The sequence below is a fragment of the Staphylococcus casei genome (genome assembly GCF_030294405.1).
In the GTDB taxonomy this organism is placed as follows: Bacteria; Bacillota; Bacilli; order Staphylococcales; family Staphylococcaceae; genus Staphylococcus; species Staphylococcus succinus.
Genome location: NZ_CP125718.1, coordinates 2409576 through 2429235 on the forward strand (window position 1 = coordinate 2409576; position 19660 = coordinate 2429235).

The 19660-nt window shown below is 36.9% G+C and carries 13 protein-coding genes, 1 tRNA gene and 2 rRNA genes; 2 read left to right on the top strand and 14 right to left on the bottom strand.

All coding sequences use genetic code 11. The features are described 5' to 3' along the window. From cysS to QMO72_RS11815, 9 genes are all read right to left on the bottom strand, one after another. Window positions 1-1401, bottom strand: a complete 1401-nt coding sequence (gene cysS / locus QMO72_RS11775) for a cysteine--tRNA ligase (RefSeq protein WP_103266072.1) — start codon at window positions 1399-1401, stop codon at window positions 1-3. Next, window positions 1385-2026: a serine O-acetyltransferase gene (gene cysE / locus QMO72_RS11780; protein WP_069824881.1), complete on the bottom strand. Its 642-nt coding sequence runs from the start codon at window positions 2024-2026 to the stop codon at window positions 1385-1387. The genes cysS and cysE overlap by 17 nt, the downstream gene beginning before the upstream one ends. A 349-nt stretch (window positions 2027-2375) precedes the next feature. After that, complete coding sequence (gltX, locus tag QMO72_RS11785) at window positions 2376-3830, bottom strand: glutamate--tRNA ligase (RefSeq protein ID WP_103266071.1); 1455 nt, start codon at window positions 3828-3830, stop codon at window positions 2376-2378. A 393-nt stretch (window positions 3831-4223) separates the two neighbouring features. Beyond that, window positions 4224-5282, bottom strand: coding sequence for a PIN/TRAM domain-containing protein (locus tag QMO72_RS11790; protein WP_103266070.1), 1059 nt, complete (start codon window positions 5280-5282; stop codon window positions 4224-4226). Window positions 5283-5359: 77 nt separating this feature from the next. Continuing rightward, window positions 5360-6730, bottom strand: coding sequence for a DNA repair protein RadA (gene radA / locus QMO72_RS11795; protein ID WP_103266069.1), 1371 nt, complete (start codon window positions 6728-6730; stop codon window positions 5360-5362). A gap of 373 nt (window positions 6731-7103) precedes the next feature. Continuing rightward, window positions 7104-9566 carry an ATP-dependent Clp protease ATP-binding subunit gene (locus tag QMO72_RS11800; RefSeq protein WP_069824874.1) on the bottom strand — a complete coding sequence of 821 codons (2463 nt, stop codon included), beginning with the start codon at window positions 9564-9566 and terminating at the stop codon, window positions 7104-7106. Between the two features lie 14 nt (window positions 9567-9580). Then, window positions 9581-10591, bottom strand: coding sequence for a protein arginine kinase (locus QMO72_RS11805; protein WP_103266068.1), 1011 nt, complete (start codon window positions 10589-10591; stop codon window positions 9581-9583). Beyond that, entirely contained in the window at window positions 10584-11135 is a 552-nt protein-coding gene (locus tag QMO72_RS11810) for a UvrB/UvrC motif-containing protein (RefSeq protein WP_046837688.1), read from the bottom strand. The genes QMO72_RS11805 and QMO72_RS11810 overlap by 8 nt, the downstream gene beginning before the upstream one ends. An 18-nt stretch (window positions 11136-11153) precedes the next feature. Continuing rightward, window positions 11154-11615: a CtsR family transcriptional regulator gene (locus QMO72_RS11815; protein ID WP_046837687.1), complete on the bottom strand. Its 462-nt coding sequence runs from the start codon at window positions 11613-11615 to the stop codon at window positions 11154-11156. Window positions 11616-11771: 156 nt separating this feature from the next. On the opposite strand from QMO72_RS11815, the gene QMO72_RS11820 reads away from it, so the two are divergent. Next, entirely contained in the window at window positions 11772-12986 is a 1215-nt protein-coding gene (locus QMO72_RS11820; protein WP_046837686.1) for a NupC/NupG family nucleoside CNT transporter, read from the top strand. A gap of 133 nt (window positions 12987-13119) precedes the next feature. On the opposite strand, the gene pdxT is transcribed toward QMO72_RS11820, so the two are convergent. Together pdxT and pdxS are read right to left on the bottom strand one after the other, a co-directional pair. Beyond that, complete coding sequence (pdxT, locus tag QMO72_RS11825; RefSeq protein WP_103266067.1) at window positions 13120-13695, bottom strand: pyridoxal 5'-phosphate synthase glutaminase subunit PdxT; 576 nt, start codon at window positions 13693-13695, stop codon at window positions 13120-13122. Between the two features lies 1 nt (window position 13696). Beyond that, window positions 13697-14584: a pyridoxal 5'-phosphate synthase lyase subunit PdxS gene (gene pdxS, locus QMO72_RS11830; protein ID WP_046837684.1), complete on the bottom strand. Its 888-nt coding sequence runs from the start codon at window positions 14582-14584 to the stop codon at window positions 13697-13699. A 101-nt stretch (window positions 14585-14685) separates the two neighbouring features. Here pdxS and pdxR point away from each other — a divergent pair, with 101 nt between their 5' ends. Next, window positions 14686-16059 (top strand): MocR-like pyridoxine biosynthesis transcription factor PdxR, encoded by a 1374-nt coding sequence (pdxR, locus tag QMO72_RS11835; protein ID WP_103266066.1) that lies wholly within the window; start codon window positions 14686-14688, stop codon window positions 16057-16059. A gap of 205 nt (window positions 16060-16264) precedes the next feature. Here pdxR and rrf read toward each other — a convergent pair. From rrf to QMO72_RS11850, 3 genes are all read right to left on the bottom strand, one after another. Next, window positions 16265-16379: ribosomal RNA gene (rrf, locus tag QMO72_RS11840) — 5S ribosomal RNA — on the bottom strand. A gap of 81 nt (window positions 16380-16460) precedes the next feature. Then, window positions 16461-19382 (bottom strand): 23S ribosomal RNA (locus QMO72_RS11845). Window positions 19383-19574: 192 nt separating this feature from the next. Beyond that, window positions 19575-19651, bottom strand: a tRNA-Ile gene (locus QMO72_RS11850). Window positions 19652-19660 lie beyond the last annotated feature (9 nt).

Here is a 19660-nt window from a genome sequence, read left to right on the forward strand (position 1 = left end):
TTAACCACGTTTAAATCTCACGCCTTGTGCCGTATCTTCTAAAATTATATTCTGTGCTTTTAGTTCATCACGGATTTCATCAGCGCGAGCAAAATCTTTTTGCTTTCTAGCATTATTTCTTTCTTCTATAAGCGCTTCGATGTCTGCATCTAACAAAACATCACTTTCCTTGCCTTTTAATGGTACACCTAGTACATCACTGAAAATTTTATATACTTCTTTGAAACGACTTATTACTTCTGTAGATGTTGTGTTCTCTAACACATATTTATTAGCTAATTTCGCCAGATCATACCATGCAGTTATAGCATTAGCAGTATTAAAATCATCATTCATGACGGTTTCAAATTGTTTTAATATAGCGTTAAGGTCATCGATATATGCTGATTGTTCTGCAATATCTGTCGCAATTGCTTCACGGTCTTCAATCGCTTTATAACTATTACGTATGCGCTCTAAGCCACTTTTTGCTGCTTCAACTAATTCCACATTATAGTTGATTGGACTTCTATAATGCACACTAATCATAAAGAAACGTAAAACATCTGGATCTATCTGCTTAATGATGTCATGAACTAATACAAAGTTACCTAATGATTTACTCATTTTTTCATTATCAATATTGATAAAGCCATTATGCATCCAATAATGAGCAAACGGAGCGTGATTATGAGCTTCTGATTGCGCAATTTCATTTTCATGGTGTGGGAATTGTAAGTCAGCACCACCTGCATGAATATCAATTGTTGCTCCTAATTCATGATAAGCCATTACTGAACATTCGATATGCCATCCAGGTCTGCCTTCACCAAATGGACTATCCCAACTGATTTCACCCGGTTTTGCCTTTTTCCATAACGTGAAATCTAATGCGTCTTCTTTCTGTTCACCTTGTTCTATACGTGCGCCCACTTTTAAATCATTTAAAGATTGATGACTTAACTTACCATAATCTTTAAATTTACGTGTTCTAAAATAAACATCTCCGCCACTTTCATACGCATTACCTTCATTCACTAAATCTTCAATAAACTTAATAATGTCATCCATATGGTTCATTACACGTGGATTAGAAGTTGCTTTCTTTACATTTAGTGCACCAACATCTTCATAGAATGCTTCAATATATCTATCGGCAATATCTGATACAGATTCATTTAATTCTTTAGAACGTTTGATTAATTTATCATCAACATCTGTGAAATTTGATACAAAAATCACTTCGTAACCTTGATATTCAAAGTATCTTCTTACTACGTCGTAATTGATAGCCGGTCTTGCGTTACCTATATGAATGTAATTGTATACAGTAGGTCCACAAACATACATTTTAACCTTTCCTGGTTCAATAGGCTCAAACGTCTCTTTTTGACGTGTTAGCGTATTATATAATGTAATCATCTTGTATCTCTCCATTTCTTGTTTTCTCAAGTTGTTTCTCTAATTCTTTTAATTGCTCGAAAAGCGGATCTGGTAAATTGCGGTGATCAAACGTTTTACCTGTGCGTCTGCCATCTTGTTTAACAATATGGCCTGGTATACCAACTACAGTAGAATAGCTTGGTACCGAACTTAATACTACAGAATTAGCGCCTATGTTTACGTCAGATTCAATTTTAATATTACCTAATACTTTGGCACCAGCAGCGATTAAAACATTGTCGCCGATGTCAGGATGACGTTTACCTTTTTCTTTACCCGTACCACCTAATGTGACACCTTGATAAATTGTGACATTATCTCCAATTCTACATGTTTCCCCAATAACTACGCCCATACCATGATCAATAAATAAACGTCTACCTATCTGAGCGCCTGGATGTATTTCAATTCCAGTGAAAAAGCGAGTGACTTGAGAAATCAACCTCGCTAGAACATATTTCTTTTTTTTGTATAATTCATGTGCGACAAGGTGGCTCCAAACTGCATGTATGCCCGCATATGAAGTAATAACTTCTAATGTTGTACGTGCGGCTGGGTCTTGTTCGAACACCATATTCACATCATCTTTTACTCTTTTTAAAATCTTAAACAAGGTTGCTACCTCCCTATTAAAAAAACACCTCTAACTCACTTGTTAGAGGCGCTTTTGCACGGTTCCACTCTTATTTTATATACAAGTCCTCACTATAAACCATATTTATGATTTAATCATTGCTTCCCAACTCATATTCACTCATCAAAGTTATTAAATTAATATTCATACAAAGGTGCATTCCGTAATTTCAGTGGTGTGCTCGCAGCAACCGCACACTCTCTTGACACAATCCATTACCTACTAATCCTTTGCTATTTTCAGTTTTAATAATAGGTGGTTTATTGTAATTTTTCAAGTATTAACTCCCCAATACTTTTCCGTTACATACCGAACTTATTTAAACGTATTTTTTCAAACGTGACAACACTTTATCTTTACCTAATACTTCGATAGTATTTGGTAATTCTGGTCCATGCATTTGGCCAGTAACAGCAACACGTATTGGCATAAATAATTGCTTACCTTTAATACCTGTTTCTTTTTGAACTTCTTTAATTGTTTTCTTAATTTCTGCCGCTTCAAATGGTTCAAGCGCTTCTAGTTTGCTATACAGATGCGTCATTAGTTCAGGCACTTGTTCACCTTCAATGATTTCTTGCTCATCTTCTCCTAATATTTGCTCATCACGGAAGAATAACTCAGAAAGTGGAACAATCTCTCCAGCATAACTCATCTCTTTTTGATACAACGCAACTAGTTTACGACCCCACTCTAATTCTGCTTCACTTGGATTTTCAGGAAGTAGTTCTGCTTTAATAAGATGTGGTAACGCTAAATCAAACACAGTTTCAGTATCTTTTTGTTTCATATATTGGTTGTTAACCCATGCTAATTTTTGTTTGTCGAAAAACGCTGGTGATTTTGATAAACGTTTTTCATCAAAGATTTTAATGAATTCTTCTTGAGAATAAATTTCATCTTCACCCTCTGGTGACCAGCCTAATAGCGTAATGAAATTAAATAAAGCTTCTGGCAAGTATCCTAAATCGCGATATTGCTCGATAAACTGTAAGATTTGTCCATCACGTTTACTTAGTTTCTTACGTTCTTCGTTAACAATAAGTGACATGTGCGCGAATCTTGGCGCTTCCCAACCAAATGTTTCAAAAATCATCAATTGTTTTGGCGTATTTGAAATATGGTCATCTCCACGGATAACATCAGAAATTTCCATATAATGATCGTCAATTGCTACTGCGAAGTTATACGTTGGAATACCATCTTTTTTAACAATAACCCAATCACCAATATTATTTGAATCAAATGAAATTTCACCTTTAACCATGTCGTCAAATGAGAATGTGGTATCTTTAGGCACACGGAAACGAATAGAAGGTTGACGTCCTTCAGCTTCAAACTGTTGGCGTTCTTCTTCAGTTAAGTGTGCATGTTTACCGCCATAACGTGGCATTTCTCCACGTTCAATTTGTTGTTGACGTTCTTCTTCTAATTCGTCTTCAGTCATATAACATTTATAAGCTTTATCTTCATCTAATAGTTGTTGAATTAACGGATTATAGATTTCAGCACGTTCCGACTGACGGTATGGGCCATAGCCTTTATCTTTATCTATAGATTCATCCCATTCAATACCTAACCATTTTAAATTTTCAAATTGAGAAGACTCACCATCTGTTAAATTACGCTTACTATCCGTATCTTCAATGCGAATTACGAAATCCCCATCATAATGTTTAGCAAATAAATAGTTGAATAATGCAGTTCTTGCATTACCAATATGCAAGTAGCCTGTTGGACTTGGTGCATATCTAACTCTTACACGATCACTCATTATGTTCACTCCTGTTTAATAATATTATTAGTAATTTTAATAGCATATTGCGTTTTAAAATTCATTACATATTCTTGTTTATTACGTTAAATGATTTTTAACCCAACACATTGAAAATTCATAATAAATTTAGTACTAACGCTTCATAAAGTTGTTATTCTGTCGCCTATTAATAATACCATAGCTTATATTTTTTTAAAGCACTACTATACAATCTATTAACACTTCATTTTATGACTTCAACACATCATATAGTAATACAATTTCGCTATCTATTGTAGCACTTTAAGGCCTATTATGATATCACTGTGCTTAAATTCACTCTTTCTCAATAATAAAAAGGTTTCAAATGAAATTATAGTGATCAATTCATTTGAAACCTTAATAACTCATCTAGTTTAGCTTTTTAGCAAAAATAATTCTTCCTGATGAAGTTTGTAATAAACTGATAACTTCAATATCAATATGCTCCCCAATATGTTTCTTAGCGTTATCAACTACTACCATCGTGCCATCATCTAAGTATCCTACCGCTTGGCCCGATTCTTTACCCATTTTCGTGAGTAATAGACTAAAACGATCACCTTGATGCACTGAGGGTTTAATAGCTTCAGATAAATCATTAACATTTAGTGCTTGAATCCCTTGCACATGGCACACTTTATTCAGATTAAAGTCTGTGGTAATAATGTGCGCTCTATAATGTTGCGCTAACTTAATTAACATTGCATCAATATCGCTATGTGACTTAGTCGGATGTATAATCCTCGTAGGGTGGTCTGTATCATAAAGTTTATTTAAAATATCTAACCCACGCTGACCTTTTTCACGTTTCACACTATCATTTGCATCTGCAACAAATTGTAATTCGTTAATAACACCTTGTGGAATCAATATCTCTCCATCAATAAATCCGCATTCAATAATATCTAAAATACGACCATCTATAATCGCACTCGTATCGATAATCTTAGGTACTGCATTTCTAGCATTAATAGACATTGAGCGCGCCATATTTTCTGGTAAGAATAGCAACATTTCATCACGCTTACGTAAGCCAAATTGGAATCCAAGATAACCCAGAATAATTGTAATAATAATGGGTACAAAGTGATTTAATACAGTGTTGCCGATGATTTGAAAAATGAAAGATATCATAACAGAAATAAGCAAACCAATAATCAGCCCAATTGTAGCAAATAAAATTTCTACAGCACTTTGACGCATAATTGTTTGTTCTAATTCTTTCAATGCTAAAGTTACTCTTTTAATAAACCATCCAAAGATTAAAAAGAATATTAAAATCCCTAGTAGACCATTGAAATAGTTGTTCGTTAATAGTGTATAGTCAGCTAAACCAGCATCAATTGTGATTTCAGGGATGAAATATACACCTAAACTTGCACCTAAAATAACATAGCACAAGATTACAATGAGTCTTAACATGTTCAAGTTTTCATTCTCCCTTCTCAAGCAAACTAGCTAGACTTAACTTGAGTCATCTGTAAGCTCTTAAATTTATTATAGCCTTATTGTTTAGCTAAAGCGTATCTCAAAGCGTCGTTTACACTTTTGACACCTATAACTTTAATATCACTTGGAAATTGCCAACCGCCTATATTTGTCTCTGGAATAATGACACGTTTAAAACCTAATTTCGCCGCTTCTTGTACACGTTGTTCAATGCGTGATACACGTCTTACTTCTCCGGTCAAGCCGACCTCACCGATAAAGCAATCTAAACCATCTACGGCTTGATCTTTAAAGCTTGAAGCTGTGGCTACAACGATACCTAAGTCGACTGCCGGTTCGGTTAATCTTACACCACCAGCAACTTTAATATAAGCATCTTGTTGCTGAAGTAAATAATTTTCTTTCTTTTCTAATACAGCCATGAGTAAACTCAAACGATTATGATCAATACCTGTAGCCATACGTCGTGGATTATTAAAAGTAGTAGGAGTGACTAATGCTTGTACTTCTATCAATAACGGTCTCGTACCTTCCATAGTAGAAACAATTGTAGAACCTGGCACGTTAGTTGACCGTTCTTCTAAAAACATTTCAGAAGGGTTTGCAACGCCTTTTAATCCACTTTGCTTCATTTCAAAAATACCCATTTCATTTGTAGAACCAAAACGGTTTTTTACCGCTCTTAAAATACGATAGGCATGATGTTCATCACCTTCAAAATATAGAACAGTATCCACCATGTGTTCTAATAGGCGGGGACCAGCAATTTGACCTTCTTTTGTAACATGCCCGACAATAAATGTTGCGATATTCATTTGTTTAGCAATGTTCATAAGGCTTTGGGTGCTCTCTCTGACTTGCGAAACGGAACCAGGTGCTGAACTAATTTCAGGATGAAATATCGTTTGGATAGAATCGACAACAAGTAAATCAGGTTTTAATTGTTTTACGGTTTCATGTATAATTTCCAAATCTGTTTCAGCAAACACATTTAACTGACTTGAATCCTCATCCAATCTTTCTGCCCTCAATTTCGTTTGGCTTAATGATTCTTCACCAGTGATATATAAGACATTATGTGACTGTGATAACGCTGCACAAATTTGTAATAATAATGTGGATTTCCCTATACCAGGGTCCCCACCAATCAAGACTAATGAACCATTTACAATCCCGCCACCTAACACGCGATTAAATTCATCTGACTTACTCTTAACACGTGGTGTAGTTTCTTGTTTGATGTCGTTTAACTTCTGTACTTTAGAAACATTATCGCGAGTTCGTACGCCGTGCTTCGGACTTGCTGTCTTTTGCTCGACAACCTCTTCCATTTGATTCCAACCACCACAATTTGGACATTTTCCCATCCATTTTGGTGACTGATAACCACACGCCATACATTCGAAAATCACTTTCTTTTTGGCCAAAATTGCACCTCCATCTTTCTTTGAACAAATCTATTTTATACTTCTCTTTGATTAAAAACAAACTTTAATCATGAACATATTATTTTTGTTTTTAATTTACGCGTTTTTATCGTGAGATATATTTGCGCTTTGTTGATGTATGCCTATCTACAATAACTATTTAAATAAAATATCACGCTTTTCTTAATAGTACCAACAATATTATATATATTTACTGGGAAATATAGCATATCCCCCTTTATAAGTGTGCATATCAATAACGCAATCACATACACATTGTCCACATAATGATTCTTAAAATACGCACAACAAAATACGCTTCCCAAACGAATTTCACACATTTGAGAAGCGCACTTTTTCACATATTTTAATATTATGATTCTGTTATTTCTTTATCTTTTGATGGTGCTTGTCTTTCTTGAATGTCATATTTATATTCTTTACCATCATGATCGATCTTAACTGCTTTGCCCTCGATTTGGTTGCCATCTAAAATTAATTCACTCAAGTTATCTTCTACTGTTTTTTGAATTGCACGAATTAATGGTCTAGCACCATATTCTGGGTCGTACCCTTCTTCTGCAATCTTTTCTTTAGCCGCTTCTGAAACCTCAATGTTTATATCTTGCTCAGATAAACGTTTAGTAAGTTTATTAACCATCATTGTAACAATTTCTTTCAATTCATCTTTAGAAAGTTTATGGAATACAATGATATCGTCTACACGGTTTAAGAATTCAGGGCGGAAAGCATTTTTCAATTCTTTCATCATTGTTTTACGGATTGTTTCGTAGTCTTCGCCTTCTGAGGCACCACCAAATCCTGCAAAACGTTGATCTTGTAACTCTTGTGCACCAACATTTGATGTCATGATAATTACAGTATTACGGAAATCAACACGACGCCCTTTCGTATCAGTCAAATGTCCATCATCTAATACTTGTAATAGTATATTAAAGACATCAGGATGTGCTTTTTCAATTTCATCAAATAAGATTACTGAATATGGTTTACGTCTTACTTTTTCAGTTAATTGTCCACCATCATCATGGCCTACATAGCCTGGAGGGGCACCAACTAAACGACTGACTGCATGTTTTTCCATGAATTCACTCATGTCAACACGAATCATTGCATCATCTTCACCAAACATAGATTCTGCTAAAGCACGTGCTAATTCAGTCTTACCTACACCTGTAGGACCTAAGAAAATAAAGCTTCCAATTGGGCGTTTCGGATCTTTTAATCCAGCACGTGCACGTCTTACTGCTTTACTTATTGAAGTTACCGCAGCTTGTTGACCAATGACTCTATGATGAAGTGTATCTTCTAAATTAAGTAGACGATCTGATTCTGTTTCATTAATTTTAGTTAATGGTATACCTGTCCATCCTGCAATAACTTCACCTATATCATCTTCAGATAAAGAAGTGTTTTCACCGTTTTTCGTGTTCTTCCATTTGTCATTTGCTTCTTCGTATTGTTTTTCTAATTTAGTTTGTTTGTCACGAAGGTTAGCTGCATTTTCAAATTCTTGTGCATGTACTGCAGCATCTTTTTCATTTTTAACTTGTTCAATTTCCTGTTCGATTTCTTTCAAGTTTGGCGGTGTTGTATGACTTTTCAATCTCACTTTAGAACTTGCTTCATCAATTAAATCGATAGCTTTATCAGGTAAGAAACGATCTGATATATAACGGTCACTTAGTTTTGCTGCTGAAATTAATGCTTGATCAGAAATGTTAATACGGTGATGTGCCTCATAACGATCACGCAATCCTTTTAAAATTTCAATAGTATCTTCAACTGTTGGTTCAGCAACTTGAACAGGTTGGAAACGACGTTCTAACGCAGCGTCTTTTTCAATGTTCTTACGATATTCATCTAAAGTTGTTGCACCGATACATTGTAATTCTCCACGTGCAAGCGCTGGTTTTAAAATATTGGATGCATCAATAGCACCTTCAGCTCCACCGGCACCTACTAATGTGTGTAATTCATCAATAAATAGAATCACATTTCCTGCTTGATGGATTTCTTCCATTACTTTTTTAAGACGTTCTTCAAATTCACCTCGATATTTAGTTCCAGCTACTACTGTCCCCATATCAAGTGACATCACACGTTTACCTTTTAACGTTTCAGGCACTTCATTGTTCACAATTGCCTGAGCTAAACCTTCAGCAATTGCCGTTTTACCTACACCAGGTTCACCGATTAACACTGGATTATTCTTAGTACGACGGCTTAATACTTCAATAACTCTAGTGATTTCTTTGTCTCTACCAATCACAGGATCTAACGTGCCATCTTTTGCAATAACAGTTAAATCACGTGCAAGACCGTCTAGTGTTGGCGTGTTATTTGATTTATTTGCTTGCGCATTTTTATTACTCATTTCAGGACTACCTAAAGCTTTAACTACTTGTGCACGTGCTTTTGTGATATTTAAATCTAAATTAGCAAATACACGTGCAGCTACGCCTTCATTTTCACGAATTAAGCCAAGTAAAATGTGCTCTGTACCTACAAAATTGTGATGTAATTTTCTTGCTTCATCCATGGATAATTCGATTACTTTCTTCGCTCTAGGTGTGTAATGTAATGCACCCATTTGCTCTTGTCCGTGACCGATTAATTTTTCTACTTCTTCTACTACTTTTTCTTCAGTAATATCGAATTGCTCTAATACTTTTGCTGCAATACCTTCAGGTTCTTTCATCAATCCTAAAAGTAAATGTTCTGTTCCAATATTTGAATGATTTAAGCGAATTGCTTCTTCTTGAGCATGTGCTAGTACGCGCTGCGCACGTTCTGTCAGTCTACCAAATAGCATAATAGCATGACCTCCTAATTTATATGTTCTCTTAAAATATCTGCTCTTTTTTCATTTACTACTCTTTCATCTTCATCATCTAATAAGAATGGTGATTGTATCGCAATCATCAATTCATTAAATTTGAAATCTTCTAATTCAATATAGCCTAAATCAATGCCAAGTTTAACTTCACTTAATCTCAGAGAAGCTTCCTCCATAGATATTAGTCTACTATATTTTAATATTCCTAACGAACGATATACTCTATCTAACGTTTCGGTATGATTATGTTCATTTAAACGTTCACGAATTTGCATTTCTTCGTTAATAATTTGCTGAACAACTTCGGTTAAACTTTCTATAATATTTTCTTCTGTTTTACCTAAAGTCAGTTGATTTGAAATTTGATATATATGGCCATAAACTTGCGATCCTTCACCATATATACCCCTTATTGTAAAACCAAATCGGTTAATTGTTTGAGCGATACGATTCATACGCTTCATAATCGTTAAACCAGGTAAATGCAACATCACACTTGCTCGCATTCCTGTACCAATATTAGTTGGACATGTCGTTAAATAACCTAAATGTTCATCAAAACTAATATCCAATTCACTATCTAAAGTATCATCTAATTTAGAAGCTTTTTCAAATAAGGTTTGTAATGATAAATCATTGCCCATTGCTTGTATACGGATATGATCTTCTTCATTGACCATGAGGCTTAAAGATTCATCTTCATTTAATAACACTGCAGAAGCAGGTTGTCTAATAAGTTCTGGGCTGATAAGATGTTTGGCAACCAGTTTATATTTACTTTGTTGATCCATAGTGTCTAAACGTTGTATAAACATATCTGGAAGCGCATCTTGAACCTCGTTAATTACTCTAAAACCTTCTTGCTCGGACGGAAACATGAGCGGATGAACATGATTTTCTAAATTTCTAGCCAATCGTATTCTTGAAGACATTACAATCGGGCTTTCATCTTTATCGCGCATCCATTCACTCATATATGCGCTGATATTATTTTCACTCATCACTACTCACCTCGCTATCCTCTTTTAATGCTTTGATTTCGTCTCGGACAACGGCGGCCTCTTCAAAGTTTTGATCTTCAATAAGTTGGTTTAAATGTGTTGTTTTTTCTTCGATTTTCTTTTTTAAAGCTAACTTTCTATATGAAGATCGAGGTGTTTTACCTATGTGCTCAATTTGGCCACCTTGCACGCGTCGTACAATATCGATAATGTCATCTTTAAATGTAGCATAGCAATCTGCACATCCAAATTTACCGACATGCGCAATATCTTTCAAAGTCATGCGGCACGTAGGACATCTTTTTTCTTCTTTAAAAGCAATTTCATCAAAATCAATACCATGTTTAGCAGCTAAGTGCTGTAATATTTGTTTTACAACAAAAGCACCTTCAATGTCGTCTTGGGACTGTATATGTTGATTTTGTGTCCAAGGGTTACCTCCTTGCGCACATGTTGGACAGACCCATTTTTCATTAACGCCTTCTTGTCCTTTCACAGCTACTTTTACTTCTGCTTCGTTTAAATGACAATTTTCGCATAGCACGACTAAACACCTCACTTTTTAATAATAATTTATTACAGGCAATAATCTTTTTAAAATATTAGCCCGTATAATATCTCTCGATAATACATCCATTTTTAATGTTTCTCTATCAATCACAGCCGAAATCATCTTCGCTTCTCTTTCATTGATATATTCTTTATCCAGTAAACCATCTATAATATAGTACGCTTGTTGTTGAGATATTGATGGCCCTATAAGTTGCAGTAAGTGATTAATGTAACCTGTTTCGTCTCTATTTTCAATTTTCGTGATTCGAATATAGCCACCGCCACCTCTTTTACTTTCAATTTCGTAGCCATGTTCATTTGTAAATCGTGTTTTAATTACATAATTCAATTGTGAAGGCACACAGTCAAAGCGTTGTGCAATATTTGCACGCTGAATTTCTACAACGTCTTCATTGGCGTCTTCAAATAATTTCTTAATGTACTGTTCTATGATGTCAGACATGTTGTGCATGATTATCACCTCTTTTGACCTTCTTTGACTATATTATATGACCAACTTTGACCTTTTTCAACCAATATGTTTTAAAAATTTTTAATTATGGATGTTAGACGTCCTTAATTTGTTGTATTATAGGTATTAAGAAAAAATAAAAGGGATGAAGTAATTATGCATATTATCATAGGTTTGATCGGTATTGCAGTATTTCTCGGCCTAGCGTTTCTTTTTAGTTCCGACAGAAAAAATATTCGCTGGCAATACGTAGGACTTTTACTCGTAATACAGCTTGTTTTTGCCTTTATTTTGCTAAAAACAAAATTTGGTATCACTGTCATTGGTGGAATTTCAGAAGGATTTAATTATTTGTTAGCAAAAGCAGCAGAAGGTGTAAATTTTGTGTTTGGCGGATTTGAATTTGTCGATCCGAAAAACCCACCATTTTTCTTTAATGTATTACTACCAATTGTTTTTATTTCAGCATTAATTGGTATTTTACAATATACACGTATTCTTCCATGGATTATCAATGTATTAGGCTTAGCAATATCGAAAATTAACGGCATGGGCCGTTTAGAATCATACAATGCTGTTGCGGCAGTTATTTTGGGACAATCAGAAGTATTTATTTCATTGAAAAAAGAATTAGCACATATACCAAGGCAACGTCTTTATACATTAACTGCTTCGGCTATGTCTACTGTTTCAGCTTCAATTATTGGTGCATACTTCACGTTAATTGAACCTCGTTACGTCGTGACAGCAGTAGCTTTAAATCTCTTTGGTGGTTTTATTATCGCTTCTATCATTAATCCTTATAAAGTAGAAGCAAAAGAAGATAAGTTAATCGTTGAAGAAAGTGAATCTGGGAAACAATCTTTCTTCGAAATGTTAGGCGAATATATTTTAGATGGATTTAAAGTCGCAATCATTGTTGGAGCAATGTTGATCGGTTACATCGCTATTATCGCATTACTTAATGGTGTCGTAAGTGCTATTTTCACAGGCATTTCGGGAGGAAGCATTACTTGGGATTTCCAAACGCTTATTGGCTTTGTATTTGCACCATTCGCATTCTTAATAGGTATACCTTGGAACGATGCGGTACAAGCAGGTTCAATTATGGCAACGAAATTATTATCAAATGAATTTGTTGCCATGCAAAGTCTTAGCACTGTTAAAGATATGAGTGATCACGCAAAAGGTGTTATTTCAGTGTTTGTAGTTTCATTTGCAAACTTTAGTTCAATCGGTATTATTTCGGGGGCAATCAAATCACTTAATAATGAAAAAGGCGATATGGTTGCACGCTTTGGTTTAAAACTATTGTTCGGTGCTACACTCGTTTCATTTATTTCAGCAGCAATTGCAGGATTCTTTATTTAATACAAAACAGAGCATGTAAGGTTTATGAACCTTACATGCTCTGTTTATTTTTACGATTAGAATTGTTCCCCGAAGTATATGAAACGATAGTCCTTATACATATACTATACCTTCAAGTGCTTCTGCATACTGATTATACTGTTTCAGTCAGCGCTGATTTTACAATATGATCTATAAAGTACTGTGTCACTCTATAATCATCAGTCAACTCTGGATGGAATGATACACCTAGGTACTGTCCTTCTTGCACAGCAACAATTTTTTCACCAACAGTACTAAGTAATTCTACACCTTCATGTATTTCGGCAATATGTGGGGCTCTAATAAACACACCTTCAATATCCTTAGCAATCCCCTTAACATCTAGTTCATTTTCGAAGCTATCTACTTGTCTACCAAACGAATTTCTTTCGACGGTGATATTTAGTTTATCTAAATATCCTTCTTCTCCAGCAATATGCTTAGCCATTACAATAAGTCCAGCACAGGTACCAAACATAGGTAATGTAGATTGTTGTAATGCCTCTTTAAAGCCATAAAGATTCATCAATCGACGTAAAGTCGTTGATTCTCCACCAGGTAATATTAAACCATCAATTTCATTTAATTGTTCCACACGTTTAACTGCTAGGCCTTCATGACCACTCAGTTCAATATGACGTATATGTTCTCTAACGGCACCTTGTAATGCTAAAACACCAATTTTCATATTACCATCCACGCTCTTGCATACGATCTTCTAATGATAATTCATTGATATCTAAACCTTTCATAGCAGAACCTAGTTCTTTAGCTAAACGGCCAATTAATTCATAATCTTGATAATGTGTTGTCGCTTGTACAATTGCTTTTGCAAATTTTTCAGGATCTTCTGATTTAAAGATACCAGATCCTACGAATACGCCATCTGCTCCTAATTCCATCATTAATGCTGCATCTTGAGGTGTTGCTACACCACCAGCAGCAAAATTAACAACTGGTAAACGTCCATTTTCTTTTATACCTTTTAATACTTCATATGGAGCACCAATATTTTTAGCCTCAGTCATAATTTCATCATCATTCATAACAGTTAAACGACTTACTTCTGAATTGACTTGACGCATATGTCTCACAGCTTCTACAATATTACCTGTACCTGGTTCACCTTTTGTACGTAACATCGCAGCACCTTCACCAATACGTCTCGCAGCTTCACCTAAATTACGACAACCACATACAAATGGAACTGTAAAAGTATCTTTTCGTAAATGGTATTCTTCGTCAGCAGGCGTCAATACTTCTGATTCATCAATGTAGTCAACACCCATTGATTCTAAAACACGTGCTTCAGTAATATGGCCGATACGTCCTTTAGCCATTACAGGTATAGATACTGCATTCATAACTTCCTCTACGATTTTAGGATTGGCCATTCTTGCAACGCCACCAGCTGCTCTTATGTCAGATGGTACACGTTCTAATGCCATTACAGCAACAGCTCCTGCTTCTTCAGCAATCTTAGCTTGTTCTGCATTAACAACGTCCATGATAACGCCGCCCTTTTGCATTTCTGCCATTCCTCTTTTAACTCTTTCGGATCCAGTAACTTTAGACATATTTATTTTACCCCTTTACTTAGTTGATTAAATTCATTTTAAAAGATAAACTGGTATTTAAAAAGGGGCAATTCCAAAATAATTTAAGGGGTCAGAATAAAATGGCTAAAAAACATCTCTATATTGATTTATATGAAAATTTAAAAAGACAAATCATCGAAGGACAATATCATTCTGGGGATAAATTCCCTTCAAAACGTGCGCTAAGCGAACATCTTTCGGTCAGTAATACAACAATTGAACATGCTTACCAATTTCTATTAGATGAGGGTTACATATATTCTAAACCACGTTCTGGCTATTTTGTATCAGACATAGAAACCTTACCTATTATTAATAGAAATATGCACTCTTCAAATCTATCTAATCCTGATCATTTTGAAAATAACATTAATCATACATATGATTTTGCATTTAATTTATCAGAAATAGACGCTGAGTACTTTCCAATGCAACAATTTAGGAAATATGCACGAGATGCTTTTGAAGATAATCAATTAAATCTCTTACAGCACACAAACCCTAAAGGACAATGGGGGCTAAGACAAGAAATTGCACATTATTTATTTAATAGTCGTGGTGTATCTTGTCATCCAGACCAAATTATCATTGGGTCATCCACAGAACAACTCATTAATTTACTAACCGATATCCTAAATGATGCTCAGTTTTATATTGAAAATCCAAGCTATCCTCCAATTAAACAAGTCTTAGATAAAAAACAATTTAAATATCAACAAATACCTGTAAATCAAACGGGTATTGAACTGCATTACTTTAATGAATTTGATAACAACATTGCCTATGTCACACCATCACATCAGTTTCCTACTGGTTATGTAATGAATTTAAAAAAACGTACCCAACTTATAAATTGGGCACAGCAAAGTAAAGATAGATATATTATAGAAGATGATTATGATTCAGAGTTTCGTTACTTTGGTAAACCTATTCCTGCATTACAAAGTTTAGATACTCAAGATAAAGTTATCTATATCAGTACCTTTTCTAAATCTTTATTTCCAAGTTGTAGAATTGCATATCTTGTACTGCCTCAAAATTTATTAACGCTTTATAATATATTACCTAACAAAGAAGGCAATACTGTTCCTGCACATATACAAAAAATGGTTGCAAACTTTATGGAGTCAGGAAGCTTCGAGAGACATTTGAATAAAATGAGAAATGTTTATAGTGAGAAATTAAAATTTATTTTAAATGAACTTAAACCTTTTCAAAATCAACTAAAAATTGATGGTGCCTTAGCTGGAATGCATTTTACATTAACAGTTACAAACGGCCTAACTTTAGAACAATGCCTTAAAAATGCTGAGAAACACAATCTAAAAATCACACCATTCACCAAATATGATCCTACAGAACAATCAGCAAAATTCATACTCGGATTTGGAGGCATCCCTTTTTCCAAACTCAAACCTCATATTGATGAACTCATTAAGTCATTAACTTTTTAGAACCACTTCTCAATTTATTGAGATTAGTGGTTCTTATGCATGAGCTTTAGCTCAGGTATTCCCCAAAGTTATACTTCTCAATTTATTGAGATTAGAAATAGTTGTATTTATGTTTTATTATAAATAAAAAGAGACTCCTAAGAGTCTCAAATGATATTAAACTACTTTTTATAATAAAAAAAGAGACCCTTTAGGGTCTCAAATTGCCTGGCAACGTCCTACTCTCGCGGAACGTAAGTCCGACTACCATCGGCGCTAAAGAGCTTAACTTCTGTGTTCGGCATGGGAACAGGTGTGACCTCTTTGCCATTGTCACCAGACAATGAAATGTATGAAATTATACATTCAAAACTAGATAGTAAGTAAAATTTAAAAGTTACCAATCAAAACTGGTTTAATATTTGATTAAGTCTTCGATCGATTAGTATTCGTCAGCTCCACATATCGCTATGCTTCCACCTCGAACCTATTAACCTCATCATCTTTGAGGGATCTTATAACCGAAGTTGGGAAATCTCATCTTGAGGGGGGCTTCATGCTTAGATGCTTTCAGCACTTATCCCGTCCATACATAGCTACCCAGCGATGCCGTTGGCACGACAACTGGTACACCAGAGGTATGTCCATCCCGGTCCTCTCGTACTAAGGACAGCTCCTCTCAAATTTCCTACGCCCACGACGGATAGGGACCGAACTGTCTCACGACGTTCTGAACCCAGCTCGCGTACCGCTTTAATGGGCGAACAGCCCAACCCTTGGGACCGACTACAGCCCCAGGATGCGATGAGCCGACATCGAGGTGCCAAACCTCCCCGTCGATGTGAACTCTTGGGGGAGATAAGCCTGTTATCCCCGGGGTAGCTTTTATCCGTTGAGCGATGGCCCTTCCATGCGGAACCACCGGATCACTAAGTCCGTCTTTCGACCCTGCTCGACTTGTAAGTCTCGCAGTCAAGCTTCCTTATGCCTTTACACTCTATGAATGATTTCCAACCATTCTGAGGAAACCTTTGAGCGCCTCCGTTACTCTTTAGGAGGCGACCGCCCCAGTCAAACTGCCCATCTGACACTGTCTCCCACCATGATAAATGGTGCGGGTTAGAAATCCAACACAGCGAGGGTAGTATCCCAACAACGCCTCCACGTAAGCTAGCGCTCACGTATCAAAGGCTCCTACCTATCCTGTACAAGCTGTGACGAATTTCAATATCAGACTACAGTAAAGCTCCACGGGGTCTTTCCGTCCTGTCGCGGGTAACCTGCATCTTCACAGGTACTATGATTTCACCGAGTCTCTCGTTGAGACAGTGCCCAAATCGTTACGCCTTTCGTGCGGGTCGGAACTTACCCGACAAGGAATTTCGCTACCTTAGGACCGTTATAGTTACGGCCGCCGTTTACTGGGGCTTCGATTCGTAGCTTCGCCGAAGCTAACCACTCCTCTTAACCTTCCAGCACCGGGCAGGCGTCAGCCCCTATACATCACCTTACGGTTTAGCAGAGACCTGTGTTTTTGATAAACAGTCGCTTGGGCCTATTCACTGCGGCTCTCCTGGGCGTTAACCCTAAAGAGCACCCCTTCTCCCGAAGTTACGGGGTCATTTTGCCGAGTTCCTTAACGAGAGTTCGCTCGCTCACCTTAGAATTCTCATCTTGACTACCTGTGTCGGTTTGCGGTACGGGCACCAAAATTCTAGCTAGAGGCTTTTCTTGGCAGTGTGAAATCAACGACTCGAGGAAAAAATTTCCTCTCCCCATCACAACTTGACCTTAAGAGTACCGGATTTGCCTAATACTCAGTCTTGTTGCTTGGACGTGCACTCCAACAGCACGCTTCGCCTATCCTACTGCGTCCCCCCATCGCTCAAAACGAATTTTGGTGGTACAGGAATATCAACCTGTTATCCATCGCCTACGCCTATCGGCCTCAGCTTAGGACCCGACTAACCCAGAGCGGACGAGCCTTCCTCTGGAAACCTTAGTCAATCGGTGGACGGGATTCTCACCCGTCTTTCGCTACTCACACCGGCATTCTCACTTCTAAGCGCTCCACATGTCCTTGCGATCATGCTTCAACGCCCTTAGAACGCTCTCCTACCATTGTCCTACGGACAATCCACAGCTTCGGTAATATGTTTAGCCCCGGTACATTTTCGGCGCAGTGTCACTCGACTAGTGAGCTATTACGCACTCTTTAAATGATGGCTGCTTCTAAGCCAACATCCTAGTTGTCTGGGCAACGCCACATCCTTTTCCACTTAACATATATTTTGGGACCTTAGCTGGTGGTCTGGGCTGTTTCCCTCTCGAACACGGACCTTATCACCCGCGTTCTGACTCCCAAGTTAAATTGATTGGCATTCGGAGTTTGTCTGAATTCGGTAACCCGATAAGGGCCCCTCGTCCAAACAGTGCTCTACCTCCAATAATCATCACTTGAGGCTAGCCCTAAAGCTATTTCGGAGAGAACCAGCTATCTCCAGGTTCGATTGGAATTTCTCCGCTACCCACAACTCATCCGCTCACTTTTCAACGTAAGTCGGTTCGGCCCTCCATTCAGTGTTACCTGAACTTCAGCCTGGTCATGGGTAGATCACCTGGTTTCGGGTCTACGACCAAATACTCAACGCCCTATTCAGACTCGCTTTCGCTACGGCTCCACATTTACTGCTTAACCTTGCATCAAATCGTAACTCGCCGGTTCATTCTACAAAAGGCACGCCATCACCCATTAACGGGCTCTGACTACTTGTAAGCACACGGTTTCAAGTTCTATTTCACTCCCCTTCCGGGGTACTTTTCACCTTTCCCTCACGGTACTGGTTCACTATCGGTCACTAGAGAGTATTTAGCCTTGGGAGATGGTCCTCCCGGATTCCGACGGAATTTCTCGTGTTCCGTCGTACTCAGGATCCACTCAAGAGTGAACAAACTTTCGACTACAGGATTATTACCTTCTTTGATTCATCTTTCCAGATGATTCGTCTAATTTGTTCTTTTGTAACTCCGTATAGAGTGTCCTACAACCCCAACAAGCAAGCTCGTTGGTTTGGGCTCTTCCCGTTTCGCTCGCCGCTACTCAGGGAATCGATTTTTCTTTCTCTTCCTGCGGGTACTAAGATGTTTCAGTTCTCCGCGTCTGCCTTCGAATATGCTATGTATTCACATATCGATAACACGACATAACTCGTGCTGGGTTTCCCCATTCGGAAATCTCTGGATCAAAGCTTACTTACAGCTCCCCAAAGCATATCGTCGTTAGTAACGTCCTTCATAGGCTTCTAGTGCCAAGGTATCCACCGTGCGCCCTTAATAACTTAATCTTTTTTGACTTTTAACACGACGAAGTCGGTTAAAAACCCAAAATGTTATTAATCTGTGAGTGTTCTTTCGAACACTAGCGATTATTTCTTTTTGAATTCAAGCTTATTTAAAACTCTAATTCACTCGGTTTTTCTTGGTAAAATCTATATATTTTACTTACTTATCTAGTTTTCAATGTACAAATAAAAAAATGGTGGGCCTAAGTGGACTCGAACCACCGACCTCACGCTTATCAGGCGTGCGCTCTAACCAGCTGAGCTATAGGCCCATTCTTTTG